This window comes from Serratia sp. CY27727, assembly GCF_052169275.1.
Classification (GTDB): Bacteria; Pseudomonadota; Gammaproteobacteria; order Enterobacterales; family Enterobacteriaceae; genus Serratia; species Serratia sarumanii.
In genome coordinates, this window is record NZ_JBJNLB010000005.1 from 67,880 (window position 1) to 85,661 (window position 17,782).

General features: G+C 61.5%; 17 protein-coding genes. 5 read left to right on the forward strand and 12 right to left on the reverse strand.

Translation table 11 applies throughout. The features are described from left to right. Position 1: 1 nt before the first annotated feature. Entirely contained in the window at positions 2 to 1,045 is a 1,044-nt protein-coding gene (pldB, locus tag ACJ8HB_RS14425) for a lysophospholipase L2 (RefSeq protein WP_094860105.1), read from the reverse strand. A gap of 148 nt (positions 1,046 to 1,193) precedes the next feature. On the opposite strand from pldB, the gene rhtB reads away from it, so the two are divergent. Then, positions 1,194 to 1,814, forward strand: a complete 621-nt coding sequence (gene rhtB, locus ACJ8HB_RS14430) for a homoserine/homoserine lactone efflux protein (RefSeq protein ID WP_025304879.1) — start codon at positions 1,194 to 1,196, stop codon at positions 1,812 to 1,814. Positions 1,815 to 1,861: 47 nt separating this feature from the next. Here the strand turns inward: rhtB and rhtC are convergent, their stop codons facing one another. The 3 genes from rhtC to pldA are packed head-to-tail and all read right to left on the reverse strand — an operon-like array spanning position 1,862 to position 5,249. After that, entirely contained in the window at positions 1,862 to 2,482 is a 621-nt protein-coding gene (gene rhtC / locus ACJ8HB_RS14435) for a threonine export protein RhtC (RefSeq protein WP_016929486.1), read from the reverse strand. Positions 2,483 to 2,494: 12 nt separating this feature from the next. Further along, complete coding sequence (gene recQ, locus ACJ8HB_RS14440) at positions 2,495 to 4,327, reverse strand: ATP-dependent DNA helicase RecQ (protein ID WP_033636658.1); 1,833 nt, start codon at positions 4,325 to 4,327, stop codon at positions 2,495 to 2,497. Positions 4,328 to 4,370: 43 nt separating this feature from the next. Then, positions 4,371 to 5,249, reverse strand: coding sequence for a phospholipase A (gene pldA / locus ACJ8HB_RS14445; protein ID WP_039568129.1), 879 nt, complete (start codon positions 5,247 to 5,249; stop codon positions 4,371 to 4,373). Between the two features lie 203 nt (positions 5,250 to 5,452). On the opposite strand from pldA, the gene ACJ8HB_RS14450 reads away from it, so the two are divergent. Then, the gene (locus ACJ8HB_RS14450; RefSeq protein ID WP_033636656.1) at positions 5,453 to 5,923 is read left to right on the forward strand and encodes a thioesterase family protein; all 471 of its coding nucleotides are present in this window, start codon (positions 5,453 to 5,455) and stop codon (positions 5,921 to 5,923) included. A gap of 65 nt (positions 5,924 to 5,988) precedes the next feature. Further along, on the forward strand, positions 5,989 to 6,876 hold the full coding sequence (rarD, locus tag ACJ8HB_RS14455; protein WP_033636655.1) for an EamA family transporter RarD: 888 nt from the start codon (positions 5,989 to 5,991) through the stop codon (positions 6,874 to 6,876). 16 nt (positions 6,877 to 6,892) lie between these two features. Here rarD and corA read toward each other — a convergent pair whose 3' ends face one another. After that, positions 6,893 to 7,843, reverse strand: coding sequence for a magnesium/cobalt transporter CorA (gene corA / locus ACJ8HB_RS14460; protein ID WP_004934262.1), 951 nt, complete (start codon positions 7,841 to 7,843; stop codon positions 6,893 to 6,895). 445 nt (positions 7,844 to 8,288) lie between these two features. Between corA and ACJ8HB_RS14465 the strand changes: the two genes are divergently transcribed. Next, on the forward strand, positions 8,289 to 8,762 hold the full coding sequence (locus ACJ8HB_RS14465; RefSeq protein ID WP_060424199.1) for a WbuC family cupin fold metalloprotein: 474 nt from the start codon (positions 8,289 to 8,291) through the stop codon (positions 8,760 to 8,762). A 46-nt stretch (positions 8,763 to 8,808) separates the two neighbouring features. Here the strand turns inward: ACJ8HB_RS14465 and uvrD are convergent, their stop codons facing one another. The 6 genes from uvrD to lptM form a co-directional block, all read right to left on the reverse strand. After that, a complete protein-coding gene (uvrD, locus tag ACJ8HB_RS14470) occupies positions 8,809 to 10,971 on the reverse strand; it encodes a DNA helicase II (RefSeq protein WP_033649640.1) in 2,163 nt (720 codons plus the stop codon). 78 nt (positions 10,972 to 11,049) lie between these two features. After that, positions 11,050 to 11,766, reverse strand: coding sequence for a 5-amino-6-(5-phospho-D-ribitylamino)uracil phosphatase YigB (gene yigB, locus ACJ8HB_RS14475; protein WP_033649639.1), 717 nt, complete (start codon positions 11,764 to 11,766; stop codon positions 11,050 to 11,052). Continuing rightward, positions 11,766 to 12,677 carry a tyrosine recombinase XerC gene (xerC, locus tag ACJ8HB_RS14480; RefSeq protein ID WP_016929495.1) on the reverse strand — a complete coding sequence of 304 codons (912 nt, stop codon included), beginning with the start codon at positions 12,675 to 12,677 and terminating at the stop codon, positions 11,766 to 11,768. The genes yigB and xerC overlap by 1 nt, the downstream gene beginning before the upstream one ends. Then, positions 12,674 to 13,387: a DUF484 domain-containing protein gene (locus ACJ8HB_RS14485; protein ID WP_047569813.1), complete on the reverse strand. Its 714-nt coding sequence runs from the start codon at positions 13,385 to 13,387 to the stop codon at positions 12,674 to 12,676. The genes xerC and ACJ8HB_RS14485 overlap by 4 nt, the downstream gene beginning before the upstream one ends. Continuing rightward, the gene (gene dapF, locus ACJ8HB_RS14490) at positions 13,384 to 14,208 is read right to left on the reverse strand and encodes a diaminopimelate epimerase (RefSeq protein ID WP_047569816.1); all 825 of its coding nucleotides are present in this window, start codon (positions 14,206 to 14,208) and stop codon (positions 13,384 to 13,386) included. Before dapF ends, ACJ8HB_RS14485 begins: the two co-directional genes overlap by 4 nt. A gap of 71 nt (positions 14,209 to 14,279) precedes the next feature. Continuing rightward, positions 14,280 to 14,486: an LPS translocon maturation chaperone LptM gene (gene lptM / locus ACJ8HB_RS14495; protein ID WP_004934241.1), complete on the reverse strand. Its 207-nt coding sequence runs from the start codon at positions 14,484 to 14,486 to the stop codon at positions 14,280 to 14,282. 78 nt (positions 14,487 to 14,564) lie between these two features. Between lptM and cyaY the strand changes: the two genes are divergently transcribed. Continuing rightward, positions 14,565 to 14,885, forward strand: coding sequence for an iron donor protein CyaY (cyaY, locus tag ACJ8HB_RS14500; protein WP_033649637.1), 321 nt, complete (start codon positions 14,565 to 14,567; stop codon positions 14,883 to 14,885). Between the two features lie 36 nt (positions 14,886 to 14,921). On the opposite strand, the gene ACJ8HB_RS14505 is transcribed toward cyaY, so the two are convergent. Beyond that, on the reverse strand, positions 14,922 to 17,474 hold the full coding sequence (locus tag ACJ8HB_RS14505; RefSeq protein WP_019452546.1) for a class I adenylate cyclase: 2,553 nt from the start codon (positions 17,472 to 17,474) through the stop codon (positions 14,922 to 14,924). Positions 17,475 to 17,782 lie beyond the last annotated feature (308 nt).

Here is a 17,782-nt window from a genome sequence, read left to right on the forward strand (position 1 = left end):
GTTATGTTCTAACCTCTGATGGAGTTGTCGGCGGCAGCGCGCCGCCTAAGTGTTGAGCAAAGAAGCGCAGGATTGCGTTCAGTGCTTCGGCGCGCATCGCGTCCCGCTCGAACAGGATCTCATGGCGTGCGCCGTTGATAACCCACGGAAGCCCCCCTTCGCAAGGGCGCCCCGCGTCTGACAGAGCCTGACAAAAAGCCTGGTGCGAACGGTTGTCGACGACTCGTTCTTCACCGGCTTGCAAAAGCAACAGCGGCGTTGTGATCGCCCCGGCCCGAGCGATAATCTGCCGGCCGGCGCGGATGCTCTCCCGCACCCAATGGTAGGTCGGCCCGCCCACCTGCAGCTCGGGGTAATCGGCGTAATAGCGCAGGCTGCGCCGGTAGCGTTCGCGGCTGTGGGTCAACACGTTGACCACATACGGCAGCGGCCGCCACTGGCCGGTGCCCACCGCGTAATAGTCGCGGATCGCCGGGTGGGCCTCCGCCCAGTCGAGAATGCGTTCGGCCAGCCAATCCGGCATCGGCAACTGGATGCCGAACATCGGCGCGCAAAACGCCGCCGCGTCGAACGCCTGCGGCCGGCGCTGCAGGAACTGCGCCAGGATCGCGCCGCCCATCGAATGCGCCAGCGCGAAGCGCTGCCGATAACCGCGCGATTCGACCTCGCGCTGCCAAAGCTGCTCGAAATCGTCCACGTAGTCGGCGAAGTTTACCACATGACCGCGGTGCGTATCCGCCAGTAAACGGCCGGAGCGCCCCTGGCCGCGATGATCGACGATCACCACGTCGTAACCGCAGTGGAACAGATCGTAGGCCACCTCGGGGTATTTCACGTAGCTTTCGATGCGGCCGGGGCTGACCACCACCACCCGCTGATGTCGCGCGGAGCGAAAACGTACAAAGCGGATCGGCACGCCGTCCACGCCGCTGAACTCGCCCTCTTCCCGCAGCCGCCAGAAGTCCAGCAGCGGCCCGGTGGCGAAGGCAGCGAACTGCGTTTCACGCGTTAACCAGTCATCGGAGCTGAGAGTGAACGAGGTCATCGAGAGCGTTTTCCCTGTGGGGCCGGCGGAAAATGTGACCGCTGGCACAAGAAATCATACTAGCGTATTGTGATTCAATTCTTACAAAAAACGGCGCCGCCTCGGCGCATTGTGGCACAAAACGACACTTTCAGGGAGCCGAAGAACCATGACCTTGGACTGGTGGTTAACCTATCTGCTGACCACGCTTATCCTCAGCCTGTCCCCCGGCTCAGGCGCCATCAACACCATGAGCACCGGCATCAGCCACGGCTATCGCGGCGCCGCCGCGTCGATCGCCGGGCTGCAGGTCGGGCTGAGCGCGCACATCGTGCTGGTAGGCATCGGCCTCGGTGCGCTGATATCGCAATCGCTGCTGGCGTTCGAGCTGCTGAAATGGCTGGGCGCCGCCTACCTGGTGTGGCTCGGCATCCAGCAATGGCGCGCCGCCGGGGCGCTGGATCTGCATGCGCTGGCGGGCAGCATGCCGCGCCGCCGTCTGTTCCGCCGCGCGGTGCTGGTCAACCTGACCAACCCGAAAAGCATCGTGTTCCTCGCCGCGCTGTTCCCGCAGTTCATTTTGCCCAATCAGCCGCAGGCCGAGCAGTATCTGGTGCTCGGCGTCACCACCGTGGTGGTGGATATTCTGGTGATGATCGGTTACGCCACCCTGGCGACGCGCATCGCCGGCTGGCTGAGAACGCCGCGCCAAATGCAGCTGCTCAACCGGGTATTCGGTTCGCTGTTCATTCTGGTGGCGGGGCTGCTGGCGACCGCCCGCAAGGCCTGAAAAAAAGGCCGGGCATCGCTGCTCGGCCTTGGGCATGTCACTGCCGGTCAGCGGGTAAAGATCAGGTGTAACCCGAAGCCGGTGAACAGCACGCCCGCCACCCCGTCGATCCACTTGGCCAACCGCTGGTAGCCGCGGCGCATCGCCGGCAGCGCGAACACCACCGCCACCAGGCTGAACCAGACGAAGGTCTCGGCGACGATCAGCAGGAACAGTCCCCAGCGTGCCCCGGCGCCGACGCTGTCGCCGACGAACAGCGAGAACACGCTGCCGAAATAGATCACCGCCTTCGGGTTGGACAGATTGGTCAGGAAGCCGCGAATAAAGCTGCGCCCGGCCTTCGGCAACGCCACCTGGGCCTCCGCCGCCGGCTGCGCTTGCTGCGCCCGCGCGGAACGCAGCAGTTGCCACCCCATCCAGCACAGGTAAATGCCGCCGCCGACCATGATTATCTGATGCAGCCAGGCCATCTTCTGCAGGATCAGATGCAGCCCCATCAACGCCACGCCGGCCCACACCACGATGCCGAGCGAAATGCCGACCACCCCCATCATCGCCTCGCGGCGCGAGCGGCTGGCGGCGGTTTGCGACACGAAAAAGAAGTCCGGCCCCGGGCTCATCAGCGCAATCAGATGCACCAGCGCCACGGTGAGAAACAGCATCAGCATGATTTATCGCCCTCAGTCTTCGTCATTGTCGAGATGGTCGCGGATCATCGCCATAAAGGGCGCGCCGAAACGCTCCAGTTTGCGCTGGCCGACGCCGTTGACGCTCAGCAGATCGCCGGCCTTGATCGGCATCTGTTCGGCCATTTCCAGCAGCGTGGCGTCGTTGAACACCACATACGGCGGAATGTTCTCTTCATCGGCGATCGATTTGCGCAGTTTTCGCAGCTTGGCGAACAGCTTGCGATCGTAATTGCCGCCGTAGGATTTTTGGTTGGCGCTGCCGCGCGACTTCAGGCTCTGGATACGCGGCACCGCCAGCTGCAGCGCCACTTCGCCGCGCAACACCGGACGCGCCGCCTCGGTCAATTGCAGCGCCGAGTGCATGGCGATGTTCTGGGTGATAAAGCCCAGGTGGATCAGCTGGCGCAGCACGCTGGTCCAGTGTTCGGTGGTTTGATCGCGGCCGATGCCGTACACCGGCAGCTTGTCGTGGCCGTATTCGCGAATGCGTTGGTTGTTGGAACCGCGCAGCACTTCCACGATGTACCCGAGGCCGAAGCGCTGGCCGACGCGGTACACGCAGGACAGCGCCTTGCGCGCATCCTCCAGCCCGTCGTAGCGCTTGGGCGGATCGAGGCAGATATCGCAGTTGCCGCAGTTCTCGTGCTTGCCTTCGCCGAAGTAGTTGAGCAGCACCAGGCGGCGGCAGGTTTGCGCCTCGGCGAACGCGCCCATGGCGTTCAGCTTGTGGCGCTCGATGTCCAACTGCTGCCCGGCGGGTTTTTCCTCCAGACAGCGGCGCAGCCAGGCCATGTCGGCCGGATCGTACAGCAGGATGGCTTCGGCCGGCAGACCGTCGCGCCCGGCGCGGCCGGTCTCCTGATAATAGGATTCGATATTGCGCGGAATGTCGAAATGCACCACGAAGCGCACGTTGGGTTTGTTGATGCCCATGCCGAAGGCGACGGTGGCCACCACCACCTGCAGATCGTCGCGCTGGAACGCTTCCTGCACCTGCGCACGGCGATCGTTGTCCAGCCCGGCGTGGTAGGCGCCGACGCTCAGCCCGCGGCTTTGCAGACGCGCGGCGGTGTCTTCCACCTTGGCGCGGCTGTTGCAATAGATAATGCCGCTCTTGCCGCGCTGATCCTGCACGAAGCGCCACAGCTGATCGAGCGGCTTGAATTTTTCCACCAGCGTGTAGCGGATGTTCGGCCGGTCGAAGCTGCTGACCTGCACCAGCGGATCCTGCAACGACAGCAGGCGCACGATATCGCCGCGGGTGGACTCGTCGGCGGTGGCGGTCAGCGCGATCACCGGCATCGACGGGAAGCGCTGTTTCAGCTGACCCAGCGCGCGATATTCCGGCCGGAAGTCATGGCCCCACTGCGAAATACAGTGCGCCTCATCCACCGCCAGCATCGCCGGCGGGCAGTGGTCGAGCAGGTTGAGGAAGCTTTCCATCATCAGCCGTTCCGGCGCGATGTACAGCATCTTAATGGTGCCGTTGCGGCAGCCGGCCATGACGTCCAACTGCTCCTCGCGGGTTTGCGTCGAGTTGTAGCAGGCGGCGGAAACGCCGTAGGCCAACAGTTGGTCGACCTGGTCCTTCATCAGCGAGATCAGCGGGGAAACCACCAGGGTCAGGCCGTCCATCACCAGCGCCGGGATTTGGTAACACAGCGACTTGCCGCCGCCGGTCGGCATCACCACCAGGCAATCCTGCCCGCCGATCGCGGCGTTGATAATCGTTTGTTGGCCCGGACGGAATTGCTGGTAGCCGAAGGTATCGCGCAATACCTGCTCGGCCAGCAACTCTCTGTTAATCACTGCTGCGGTTGACACACACTTCCCCATTTTTTCATCGGTACACACCCACCGGGTATGATTACATAATATCGTTCAGCATGACACCAACGCCCACCCGTGTCTGCCGGAAGTTGTAGTCGATCAGCGATTCGCCGTAGCCGCTGAACACCTGGGTATAGAATCGCACGTTGCGGGTGATCGGATAGCTCCAGCCCAGTTCCGCGCCGCCGTAGCCGCTGTTCCAGTTGTAATGGCTGTCGACGCTGAACACGCTGTCGCCCCAGGCGTAACCGACCTTCAGCCGGTAGTATCCCATGTATTTGGTGATGTCCGGGTTGTCGTCGTTGCTCGAGCTCTCCGAGAAACGGAACCAGGGCTTGAGATCCACCTGCCAGTTGCCGTTTTGCGCCATCAGCCGCGCATAGCCGCGATTCCAGCTGCGCGACGTCGGGTCCGAGCGGCCATTGGACTGATGGTTAACGCCGATTTCAACATCGCGCAGCGTCCAACCGGCAAAGCGGTAATCGGTCGCCCACCCCACGAACAGCTGCGGCTCGTAGTTGGTCTCGCGGAACGGTGAAGACTCGCCGCGGTTGGACAATTGCCACCAGGAGCGCTGAGTATAAGACGCGCCGAGCACCGAGTTGTCGCCGGCAATGCCCCGCCACAGCGGAAACGCCAGGCTAAGCTGGTATTTCACCTCGTCCTTGCGCGCCTTGTCGGCCCAGTTGTATGTCTTGATGGCCTCTTGGTTGATATCGCTGGTGTCGGTGTACAGCAGATAATTGGGATCGTAAGGGTACAGCGTGAACGGATTATCGTGCTCCTGCAGCAGGTTGGCGATAATGCTGCCGCGCACCGCCGGCTTATCGTGAATCTGCTGCTCTTTGGCTTCCGCAGCCAATGCCAGCGCCGGCATCAGCAGCGTGGCGGAAACGATCCCTGACAAAATGCGCATAACCTCTCCTCACTCCAACGAAAAAGGGCAATCCCGGAAAAAATCAGGCCATTTTACACACAAAGGAGGCTTTACCGCAGCGCAGGCCGGTTTTATTGGAATAGTCTGGAAAGCAACAAAGGTTAAGCATAAAATCAACATTCCATTAACCTGGACTGACCAGTTAGCTCCCTTAAAACGCAAAAGAAAAACGGAAACCCGCTATGTCGACCACACCACTGACCCTGGAAGCCGCCCGCCGCAAGATCGGCGAAATCTTTGTCTACCACATGCCGTTCAACCGCGAGCTTGGCCTGGAGCTGCGCCGCTTCGACGATGATTACGTCGAGCTGAGCTTCACCAACCAGCGCAAGCTGGTGGGCAACGCCGCACAGGAAATTCTGCACGGCGGCGTGATCGCCGCGGTGCTCGACGTCGCCGCCGGGCTGGCCTGCGCCGGCGGGGTGCTGACGCGCATGGAGCCGCTGATCGAAGAAGAGATCGCCGCCAAACTGTCGCGCATGGGCACCATCGATCTGCGCGTCGACTACCTGCGCCCCGGCCGCGGCGAACACTTCGTCGCCTCCGCCAGCGTGCTGCGCAGCGGCAATAAGGTCGCCGTCGCGCGCGTAGAACTGCATAACCACGACGGCCTGCATATCGCGACCGCGACCGCCACCTATCTGGTCGGCTGATGATTGTGTGCGGTGGGCGTCTTCAGTACACTCACCGCATCTTACGTTCCCCACCGAGTGACGTCATGGACGCAAAGCAAACGCGTCAGGGCATTTTCTTCGCCCTGGCCGCCTATTTTATGTGGGGCATCGCCCCGGCCTATTTCAAACTGATTCAGCAAGTATCCGCGGACGAGATCCTCACCCACCGGATCATCTGGTCGTTTTTCTTCATGCTGGCGCTGATCACGCTGGGCCGCAACTGGCCGAAAGTGCGCGCCGCCTGCCAAAATCGCAAACGGCTGCTGCTGCTGGCGGTCACCGCGCTGTTGATCGGCGGCAACTGGCTGCTGTTCATCTGGGCGGTGAACAACCACCATATGCTGGAAGCCAGCCTGGGCTACTTCATCAACCCGCTGGTTAACGTGCTGTTGGGGATGCTGTTTCTCGGCGAGCGCTTTCGCCGCATGCAGTGGGTGGCCGTGGCGCTGGCGTTCACCGGGGTGCTGGTGCAGCTCTGGCAGTTCGGCTCGTTGCCGATCATCGGTCTGGGGCTGGCGTTCAGCTTCGCCTTCTACGGCCTGCTGCGCAAGAAAATCGCCATCGACGCCCAGACCGGCATGCTGATCGAAACGCTGTGGCTGCTGCCGGTGGCGGCGGCCTATCTGTTCCTGTTCGCCGACAGCCCCACCAGCCACCTGAGCGCCAACCCGTGGTCGCTGAACCTGCTGCTGGTCGCCGCCGGCATCGTCACCACCGTGCCGCTGCTGTGCTTCACCGCGGCGGCCACCCGGCTGCGCCTGTCGACGCTCGGTTTCTTCCAGTATCTCGGCCCGACGCTGATGTTCCTGCTGGCGATCACCTTCTACGGCGAAACCGTCGGCCAGGACAAACTGGTGACCTTCGGCTTTATCTGGGCGGCGCTGATCCTGTTCACCCTCGACGCGCTCTACACCCAGCGCAAGCTGCGCTGAGCCCGGCGCCGCCGGGTTACAGCCAGTTCTTGCGCTTGAAGTACAGGTAAGGGGCCAGACCGGCCAGGATCATCAAGGTGATGGCGCCCGGGTAGCCGAACGACCATTTCAGCTCCGGCATGAATTCGAAGTTCATGCCGTAGCTGGAGGCCACCAGCGTCGGCGGCAGGAACACCACCGACACCACCGAGAAGATCTTGATGATGCGGTTCTGTTCGATGTTGATGAAGCCCATCGCCGCCTGCATCAGAAAGTTCACCTTCTGGAACAGCGATTCGTTGTGCGGCAGCAGGGATTCGATGTCGCGCAGCACTTCACGCGCCTGCTCCAGCTGGCCGGTCGGCAAACGCGCCTTGCGCACCAGGAAGTTGAGCGCGCGCTGGGTATCCATCAGACACAAACGCACCTTCCAGCCGATATCTTCCAGCTCCGCCAGCGTCGATAGCGCGGCGTCGTATTCATCGCCCTGATGCCCTTCCATGATCACCCGGCTGAGCTGTTCCAGATCGCTGTAGATGTTCTCTATCTCGTCCGCCAGCTGTTCAATCTTGGTTTCGAACAGATCCAGCAGCAGTTCGTAGGCGTTGCCTTCGAGCATGGTCTGGTTGCGGGCGCGCATGCGGTACAGGCGAAACGCCGGCAGTTCACGCTCGCGCAGGGTATACAGGCGGCCGTCGCGGATGGTGAACGCCACCGTGGAGTTGCCGGCGTGATCTTCCGCATCTTCAAAGTAGAAGAAGGAGTGGATATGCAGACCGTCTTCATCTTCGAAGAAACGGGCGGAGGCTTCGATGTCGTCCAGTTCGGGACGCGTCGCCAGGCTTTGTCCCAGCTCATTCTGCACGCGCTCACGCTCGCCCTCTTCCGGCTCGACCAGATCAACCCACAGCGATGACGTGAGATCATCCGAGTCGTCCAGCTCCAGACGGGACAAGCGGCGGTTATCTAATTTAAAAGCGCTCAGCATGTGCCAAAACTCCGTGAAGGTAACGGGTGCGGACAACGCGTTGAAGCACAGAAACAGAGGGGATGCGTATCACCGATTTGTTTCAGACCATGAAGAGATCTGACTCATAGCGACGCTTTGCGGGGTCGCCGACAACCACGAAGGCTATCAGCAAAAACGGAGAGCCTTAGAAGTTATACCTGCGGCGCAGGTCAGTGAGCCAGTATCTACTGGGTGTGTCCAAGGCGTCTGTCCTCAATGATAATAGTGCGCGCATGTTACGCCGAGAAGAAAAAGCCTGTCAACACGTTAGGCGGGATAATTGCGCAACAAATCATCACGGTGTTCAATGGCAAAAATGGCGCCTAAACCGTACTGAAAAAGTCGCGGCGATCGCTTACCGCCACCAAGAATGTTGCTAAGATGACATCACCCTAATGGTACGACAAGCATGCGGATTTAAACGATGAAACAGATTACCGCCCATGAACTGACCGCGATGAGCGAACAGGCCGCCAACGTGCCCCGCCTGCGCGCGCACCGCACCTTACACGAAGAGTTGAGCGACCCGGTGCAACGCCTGGCGATCGCCATGGAACCCGGCACCTATATCCGCCCGCACCGTCACCCGCAAACCTGGGAACTGCTGACGCCGCTGCGCGGCCGTTTTGTCGTGCTGCAGTTCAACGATGACGGCGTCGTAACGCAACGCACCCTGCTCGGCGAAGAAACCAAAGTGCTGGAGATGCCGGCATTTACCTGGCATGCGGTGTTGTCGGTCGATGCCGGCGGCGTAGTGTTCGAAGTGAAGCAGGGCCCGTATCAGGCGTTGACCGAAGAGGACTGCATGCCGTGGGCGCCGCAGGAAGGCGGTGAAGGCACCGAAGCGGTGATGCGCTGGTATGCCACCGCGCAGGTCGGCGATCGCTACCCTCACTGATCCTGAACGATTGCAGGGGCTGCCCCCTGCAACGCGCCCCTCTCTTTTATACCGTTTCCAGGCGAGCGTAGGCCGCCACCAGCCACTTGATGCCCTCGCCCGGGAAGGCGATCTGCAGCCGGCTGTGCTCGCCGCTGCCCTCCAGATTGACGATGGTGCCTTCGCCAAACTTGGGATGGCGCACGCGCTGGCCCAGCTTGTAACCGGTATCGTTCTCGCTGATCGGCGTGCCCATGCGGCGGTGATTGACCGGGCGCGATACGCTGGCGCGCAGGCGCACTTCTTCCACGCACTCTTCCGGCAGTTCGCCGATAAAGCGCGACGGCCGGTGGTAAACCTCTTTGCCATACAGACGGCGCGTTTCGGCATAGGTCAGCGTCAGCTTCTGCATGGCGCGCGTTACGCCCACATAGGCCAGGCGGCGCTCCTCCTCCAGACGGCCGCCTTCATCCAGCGACATCTGGCTCGGGAACATGCCCTCTTCCATGCCGACGATAAACACCAGCGGGAACTCCAGCCCCTTGGCCGAGTGCAGGGTCATCAGCTGCACCGCGTCCTGATAGGCGTCGGCCTGGCCTTCGCCCGCTTCCAGCGCCGCATGCGACAGGAACGCCTGCAGCGGCATCAGATCCTGATCTTCGTCCTGATAGCTGAACTGGCGCGTCGCCGTCACCAATTCCTCAAGGTTTTCAATGCGCGCCTGCCCCTTTTCGCCTTTCTCCTGCTCATACATGATGAACAGCCCGGAATCGCGGATCACCCGGTCGGTCTGCACGTGCAGCGGCATGTCGGCGGTTTCGTGCGCCAGCGACTCCACCAGTTCGATAAAGCGCTGCAGCGCCGACGCAGCGCGGCCGGCCAACACCTTGTCCTGCATCAGCTCACGCGTCGCCTGCCACAGCGTCAGCTGGCGATCGCGCGCCGCCTGGCGCACCACGTCGAGGGTGCGATCGCCGATGCCGCGCGTCGGGGTGTTGACCACGCGCTCGAAGGCTGCGTCGTCGTTGCGGTTGGAAATGAGGCGCAGGTAAGCCAGCGCATCCTTGATTTCCTGGCGTTCGAAGAAGCGCTGGCCGCCGTAGATGCGGTACGGCATCGCCGTCTGCAGCAGCGCCTCTTCCAGCACGCGCGACTGGGCGTTGCTGCGGTACAGGATGGCGCAGTCGTTCAGCGCCCCGCCGTTGTCCTGCCAGGTCTTGATGCGGTTGACCACGAAGCGCGCTTCGTCGAGTTCGTTGAAGGCGCAGTAGATGGAGATCGGTTCGCCTTCGCCGCCTTCGGTCCACAGGTTTTTGCCCATGCGCCCGTCGTTGTTGGCGATCAGGGTGTTGGCCGCTTTCAGGATGTTGCTGGTGGAACGGTAGTTCTGCTCCAGGCGGATGGTTTCCGCGCCGGGGAAATCTTTCAGGAAGCGCTGGATGTTTTCCACCTGCGCGCCGCGCCAGCCGTAGATCGACTGGTCATCGTCGCCGACGATCATCACGTTGCTGTTGCCGCCCGCCAGCAAACGGATCCAGGCGTACTGGATACTGTTGGTATCCTGGAATTCGTCCACCAGCACGTTGGTGAAACGTTCGCGGTAGTGGTTGAGGATATGCGGCTTGTTCAGCCACAGCTCGTGCGCGCGCAGCAGCAGCTCGGCGAAATCCACCAGCCCCGCGCGATCGCAGGCTTCCTGATAGGCCTGGTAGATGCGCAGCCAGGTGGCTTCTACCGGGTTGTTGTAGGTCTCGACGTGCTGCGGCCGCAGGCCCTCGTCTTTCTTGCCGTTGATGTACCACATCGCCTGACGCGGCGGCCACTGCTTCTCGTCGACGTTCAGCGCCTTGATGATGCGCTTGAGCAGCCGCAGCTGGTCGTCGCTGTCGAGGATCTGGAAATCCTGCGGCAGGTTGGCTTCCAGGTGGTGGGCGCGCAACAGACGGTGCGCCAGGCCGTGGAAGGTGCCGATCCACATGCCGCCCTGGCTGGTGCCGATCAGATGTTCGATACGGTGGCGCATTTCCGCCGCCGCCTTGTTGGTGAAGGTCACCGCCATGATCGAATACGGCGAGCAGTTCTCCACCGACAGCAGCCAGGCGATGCGATGCACCAGCACCCGCGTCTTGCCGCTGCCCGCTCCGGCCAGAACCAACAGGTTGCTGCGCGGCGCCGCCACGGCTTCACGTTGTTTTTCATTCAGGCTGTCGAGCAGATCGGAGACGTCCATAGGCACCACTAATGGTTAAGGGAAAACCCGCCGCTGACGGGTTTTTCACTGGAAATTTATACAGAGTTCTGGCAGGGATTATAACAATGCTGTCAGCGATGCCAACTGCGAAATCTCAATATGCGGCAGCAGGCGGCTGTCGGCGGCCTGCATCAGGCAGCGTTGCCGATCGTTGATCCAACAGGCCTGCAGCCCCGCGCGCAGCGCGCCGGCGACGTCGGTGGTCAGATCGTCGCCCACGTGCAGGATCTGCTCGGGCGCCACGCCCAGCCGCTCGACGGCCAGGTGATACATGTCCTGATACGGCTTGGCGCGCCCGTCCGGCCCGGAGCGCAACACGAACTGGAAATAACCGTCCAGGCCGCACTGCGCCGGATCGGCGTTGCCGTTGGTGATCGCCACCAGCGGGTAGCGCGCGGCCAGCGCCTTCAGCGTGGCGTGGGTCGCTTGCGGTACCTCGATGCGGCTGCGCCACAGCGCGAAGTTTTGCATCGCCGCATCGGCCCCGATCGCCGCGTCGGCATCGCGCAGCCCCTGCCGGCTCAGCGCCAGATGAATAGCGCGCCAGCGCCACTGGGTGACGTCGTGGTAAATCTCCGGATCCTGCTCGCGCAGCTCCTGGCGCAGGCGGTGGAAATCCGCCGACTGAAAGCTGTTCAGACCGGGGTGGTAGCTCTGCAGGAAGGCCACCGACTGTTGTTCGGTTTGCCGGATCACCGGGCGATTGTCATACAGCGTGTCGTCCAGATCGAAAGTCAGCGCCGCCAGCGGGCGCAGCGGGCGATAAAAATGCATCAGGATTTCCCCCGTTTGGCGCGCGGATGCGCGGCATCGTACACGTTCGCCAGATGTTGAAAGTCGAGGTGGGTATAAATTTGCGTGGTGGTCAGGTTGGCGTGGCCGAGCAGCTCCTGCACCGCGCGCAGATCGCCGCTCGACTCCAGCATGTGAGTGGCGAAGGAGTGACGCAGCTTGTGCGGGTGAATATGGCTGTTGACGCCCTGTTTCACGCCCCATTCGGCGAAGCGCTTTTGCACGTTGCGCGTCGAGATGCGCCGCCCCTGATTGGACAGGAACATCGCGTCATCTTCCGGCCCGAACAGATCGCGCATCGCCAGCCAGTGTTCCAGCCAGGTGACGGCGGTGCGCCCGATCGGCAATTTGCGCTCTTTGCTGCCTTTCCCCATCACCCACACCTCGCCGGCCGCCATATCGACATGGCGGCAATCCAGCCCCACCAGCTCGGAGAGGCGCAGGCCGGCGCCGTACATCACCTCCAGCATGGCGCGATCGCGCACCGCCAACGGATCGTTGAGATCGATCTCCAGCAGCTGGTTCATTTCATCGACGTCGATGTTTTTCGGCAGATGGCGGCCGCTGCGCGGCGTGCGGATGCCTTTGGCGGGGTTGGCGTGCAATACGCCCTGGCTGACCAGCCAGTCGAGGAAACTGCGCAACGAAGAGAGCCGCAGCGCCAGGCTGGCGGACTGCAGGCCGGCGCGTTTGCTGCGCGCCGCCAGCATGCGCACCCGGGCGGCGTCCAGCGCCGCCCAGTCGGTGACGCCGATCTCCTGCGCCAGGCGCATCAGCGCCGCCAGCTGGCGCGAATAGCTAAGCTGCGTCAGCGGGCTGAGTTGCCGTTCTACCTTGAGATAACGCAGAAAAGCGTCCACCGGCTGCTGCAGGCTGGGCGCAATCGGCGTCATGCGCGTTCGACCCAGCGTTCCAGCAGCGCCGGCAGCATGCGCGCCAGTTGATTGAGCATCACCGTGCCCATGCCCTGCTGATAGTGTTGCGTATCGCGGCTGCTGAAGATCACCATGCCCAGTTCGCCATTGTCGCCCAGCATCGACAGCGCCACCGAGCCAATCTGGCCAATCTGTTTGGCCTGCGGCAACAGCAGCAGCAGTTCGGGGCCGTTCAGGCCGCCGAGGTAATGTTGTTCGCTGCCCAGCCGCTGAATGCGAAACGGCTCGAACGCCGAACGCGTCAGCGCCAGGTGGGTAAAGTCGGAAGGCGCGCCGATCTTCCAGCGCTCGGCGAACAGGCGCACCGTGGCGCCGGCCAAACCAAAGCCGCGCGCCCAGCGCTGCAGCCGGTTGAGCATGTCCTGCAGGCTGTCGGCGGTGGCCAGATCGGCCTGCAGGTGCAACAACCGGGCGAAGAGCCCTTCGTTGGCGCTGGCCTGCTCCATCAGCAGCGTGATCTCTTCTTCCAGCCGTTCGATGTGATTGCGCTGGCGGGCCAGATGCCATTCCACCAGCGAAACGGTGCCGCGCACCGGGTGAGGCACGCGCATCTGCTCAACCTGGCGCGCGTTGCGAATAAAGAAATCCGGGTTCTGCAGCAGGTACTGCATCACGGTGTCGTCATCCAGCGCCAGGCCGGCGACGCTCTGTTCTTCTACGCTTTTCATAGATGAATAAATCCGTCATAGACATGGGTTGCCGGGCCGGTCATAAACAGCGGGTTGCCCGGCCCTTTCCAGCGAATATGCAGGCTGCCGCCCGGCAGTTCTACATGCACCTCTTCTGACAGCAATTCCTGTTGGATCCCCACCGCCACCGCCGCACAGGCGCCGCTGCCGCAGGCCTGCGTTTCGCCGGCGCCGCGCTCGTAAACGCGCAGCTTGATATGATCGCGGCTGACCACCTGCATAAAACCGATGTTGGCCCGTTCCGGGAAGCGCTCATGCCCTTCCAGCACCGGCCCGAGCAGCTCCACCTTGGCGGTTTTTACATCGTCCACCTGCAAAACACAATGCGGGTTGCCCATCGACACCACGCCGCACAGCACGGTGTGTTCCGCCGCGCGCATGATGTAGGTCTTTTCCGCCTTGGCGGCGCGGAACGGCACCGCCTGCGGATCGAAATTAGGCTCGCCCATGTTGACGCACACCAGATCGTCGTCGGTGACGCTGAGCACCATGCGCCCGTTTTGGGTGCTGACGCGGATGTCGCGTTTGTTGGTCAGCCCTTTCAGCCGCACAAAGCGCGCGAAGCAGCGCGCGCCGTTGCCGCACTGCGCCACTTCGCTGCCGTCGGCGTTGAAAATTCGGTAGTGAAAATCCAGCTCGGGATCGTAAGGCGGTTCTACCACCAGCATCTGGTCAAAGCCGACGCCCAGGTGCCGATCGGCCAGCCGGCGGATCAGCTCAGGTGAAAAATAGACATTCTGTGTAACGGCATCGACCACCATAAAGTCGTTGCCCAGACCGTGCATTTTGGAGAACTGCATATCATACTCCGCTATCTGGACGCGCTATCCGTCTTGATTTTACGGCGGCGCTCGCCACCGCAAACAGGGTGTTACTGGTCGACCATCGACGGTTTTTGCTGAGAGCCAGACTGCTCCTGCTGGTTCTTTTGCACCTGATCGCCCGTTTGCACCGGCGGCTTGGCCGGTTTTTGGCTGGCGGGATCGGCAGGCGGGAAGTAAAGCGGGCCTTTCAGACCACAGCCGGCGAGGCCGGTAACCAGAACTGCCATCAGCGCATAGCGTAGTTGTTTTTTCATTTGCATTAATGCCTGTAATTCATGCGTCCAAGGTCTCTATAATCGCAGGTGGATCATGAAAAGCAATAGGAATTGAATATGAACGACAGCGAGTTTCACCAGTTGGCCGACCAGCTGATGCTGAATATTGAAGAGACACTGGACGATTTTGACGGCGATGCGGATATCGATTACGAAACCAATGGTGGCGTAATGACGCTGAGCTTCGAAAACGGCACCAAAATCGTCATCAACCGACAGGAGCCGCTGCACCAGGTGTGGCTCGCCACCAAGGCCGGCGGCTACCACTTCAACTACCGCGACGGCGCTTGGCTATGCGATCGCAGCGGGCAGCCGTTTTATCAGCTGCTCAGCGAAGCGGCCAGCGCGCAGGCCGGCGAGGAACTGCGTTTTTCCTGAGGCTAAGCAGGGCTCGGCAACCGAGCCCTTGCGGCGTCAATGCAGCTGGAACTGCTGTTTCAGCGGCTGCGCGGCGCCGTCGGCCACCGTCACGCACAGGCTGGACAGCACGTTGCTGCGGAACGGGATCACCTGCGTGCGCCCGTCGAGCTGCACGATCTGATAGAACTGCGGCAGGTTGAAGTTGATGAAGCTGGAGCCGTAGGTGAAGCGATCGTGCGACGAGGAATAGAAGCGGCTGACGTCGCGCACCAGCTCCTCTTTACTGCCCTCGCAGTGGTGATACACCTCCACCCGATTCGACTCGTCCAGAATATAGATGTTGAAGCCCTTGTCGTCTGAGGTGTCTTCGAAGAAGAACTGGATGATCCCCTCGCTGGCGAAGCCGTCCACCACCGGCGGCAAATGCACCTGATCGGTTTCCACCTTGATAGACAGGCCGTGCAGCTTGTTGTTGGAGATAGCGCCGTAAAACTCCACCGCGTTCTCCAGCTTTTGCACCGATACGCTCAGGCGCTCGAAGAACAGCCCCCAGGTCTGCCCGGCGACGCGCACCGCCTTGAAGCGGCCGGGCTCCAGGCGGGTGCTGGACAGGCGCAGCTCGATGCACTCCGACACCAGCTGCTGGATACGGGTGCGGATCAGGCCGCGCAGGTGCTGGCTGTAGCAGAACACTTCCACCGACTCCGGCGGCGCGGCGTCCTGGTGCATTTTGCCGAGAATGGTTTTCAGCGCTTCCAGCACCGACTGCTCGCCGCTGAAATGCAGGGTGCGCACTTCATTCCAGGAGTTGCGGTACAGCAGATCGATGCTGCCGACCAGGCACTGCTGCTGCTGGCCGAAGCTGAACACGTCCAGCTTGCGGAAATCGAAGTGCACCACCTGATTGCGGAAGGCGGCGGTCGGATCGTTTTCCAGGTTGACGATGATCGCCAGATGGCGAATTTCGCACGGGCTGTACAGCGCTTTCGGCGTCGGCGCCGGCAGGCGCAGCGGGAAGTGATGGGAAACGTCAGCCACCAGCTCCTGCAGCTTGGCGGTGTCGCACAGGTTGCCGCTCTTGATGTGCAAGCGGGTCTGCGGCGTCAGCAGGCCGTTGAAATAGGCCCAGGCCACCAGCTTGTTCAGGTAGCGGTTATATTCCAGCGGCTGATGGCTGACAATAGAATCCATGGCCGGCGCCTGATTATACAGGTACCAGCCGGTGCGGTTGGCGCGGCCAACCGGCACGTGAATAAAGGTTAAGTCGTTTTCCGACAGGTCCGGCGAAATCTGTGGGTTCACCAGCGTCACCTTGCCGGGCAGCGCTTCGAACGCCGCGTACAGTTTGCGGGTCAGCACGCCGATATCCTGCGGGCTGGCGCTGACGCTGAGGTTGTTGCGGCGGGCGAAACGGATCAGGTTGCGGTAGCTCTGCATCATCGCGTCGAGCAGCTCGTTATGCGCTTCGCGCACCCGTTCGATTTTCCAGTTGGCGCGGTTGTCCAGCATCGCCAGACGCTCTTCGCTCCAGCCCCATTCGCTGACCAGCTGGCTGAGGATCTCGCGCCGCCAGCCGACGCAGGCCTTGGCCAGCGACAGCTTTTCACACACTTTCAGGTAGAAACAGCGGCGGGCCAGATCGAGGCGGGTGGTGTCGTTGATGTCGGTCAGGTAGCGGGTGACGCGCTCAAGCATCATGCAGTAGGCGTCGAGCCCGAAGCTGACGATCTCGCCCTGATGCAGGCGATGTTTGATGTCCGTCGCCAGCAGTTGGGTATTGGGATATTCCCAGGAATAGGCTTCCAGCAGCAGGGTCTTCAGCACCGCTTTGTAAGGCGAATCGATGCTCTTGTACAGCTGCCACAGGCTGGCGCCGAAGTACTCTTCCGCCGACAGCGAACTCAGGCCGCCAAGATCCAGCCACTCGTTCGGCGTCAGCGCGCCCTGCGCGTACAGCGACAGCACGTATTCATCGTAGTGCGCTTCTTCTTCACCCGGCACCATGTTCCACAGGATGCGCTTGCCGGCCAGGCGCACCGCGGTGCGGTAGAATTCGTCGAGCAACAGGATATGCTGCGTCGAGCCGCAGTCTTCGCCGCCCAGGCTGCCGCTTTCATTATGGCGGAAGCGGTTTTCGTCGATCAGGAAGAAGCTGACTTCCACCCCCATCGAGGCGGCCCACTTCTCAAGCAGGCTGCATTTTTGCTGCAGGCGGGTGCGTTCTTCGTTGTCCAGCCAGGACTGGTGGCAGACCCAGATGTCGAGATCCGAGCTGCAGCTTTGGCCGATAGACGAGGTGCTGCCCATCGAATAGACGCCGGTGATCGGCAGTTCACCGCTGGCCGGTTTGTCAAACGGGCTGCCCCATTTGTCTTCTAAATCGTTCAGGTAATCTTGCTGAGTTTCATCAGGCGTGTAGAGGCAAATGCCGTGGGGAACGTTACCGTTCAGGTAACCCGGCATCAGCGGGTGGTGGTGGTGCAGTAAGGTGGGCAGCAGACTGTATACCCGTTGAAACGCGGGCTTCATAGCCGCCAGGGCGCGATCGACGCGTAGCTGATTGATCGCATCCAGTCTCTGCTTCAATGTCTCGATGTAGAGGTACAAGACGTCTCGCCTGATTATCCCGGTGTTTAGAAAAAAACCCGTATTCCATAAGCGCCGTTAGTGTAAGAAGAATATTTGGCGACTTATTGCTGGAAACGTGATCAATTTAACACCTTGCTGATTGACCGTAAAGGAGGTAACGCTTCACAATTATTGTAGCGCTTCCCTAAACGATTTACCCGCAGTGTTAACTGCCCCAAAGCACATCACACGTCCCTTTGATTCCGTTGTCCTTTTTCCGCCTCCGGCTTCTTGCACTGACAGTATTGGCTCTCAGTGGTAGGATGGATGGCGAAATATAAAAACGG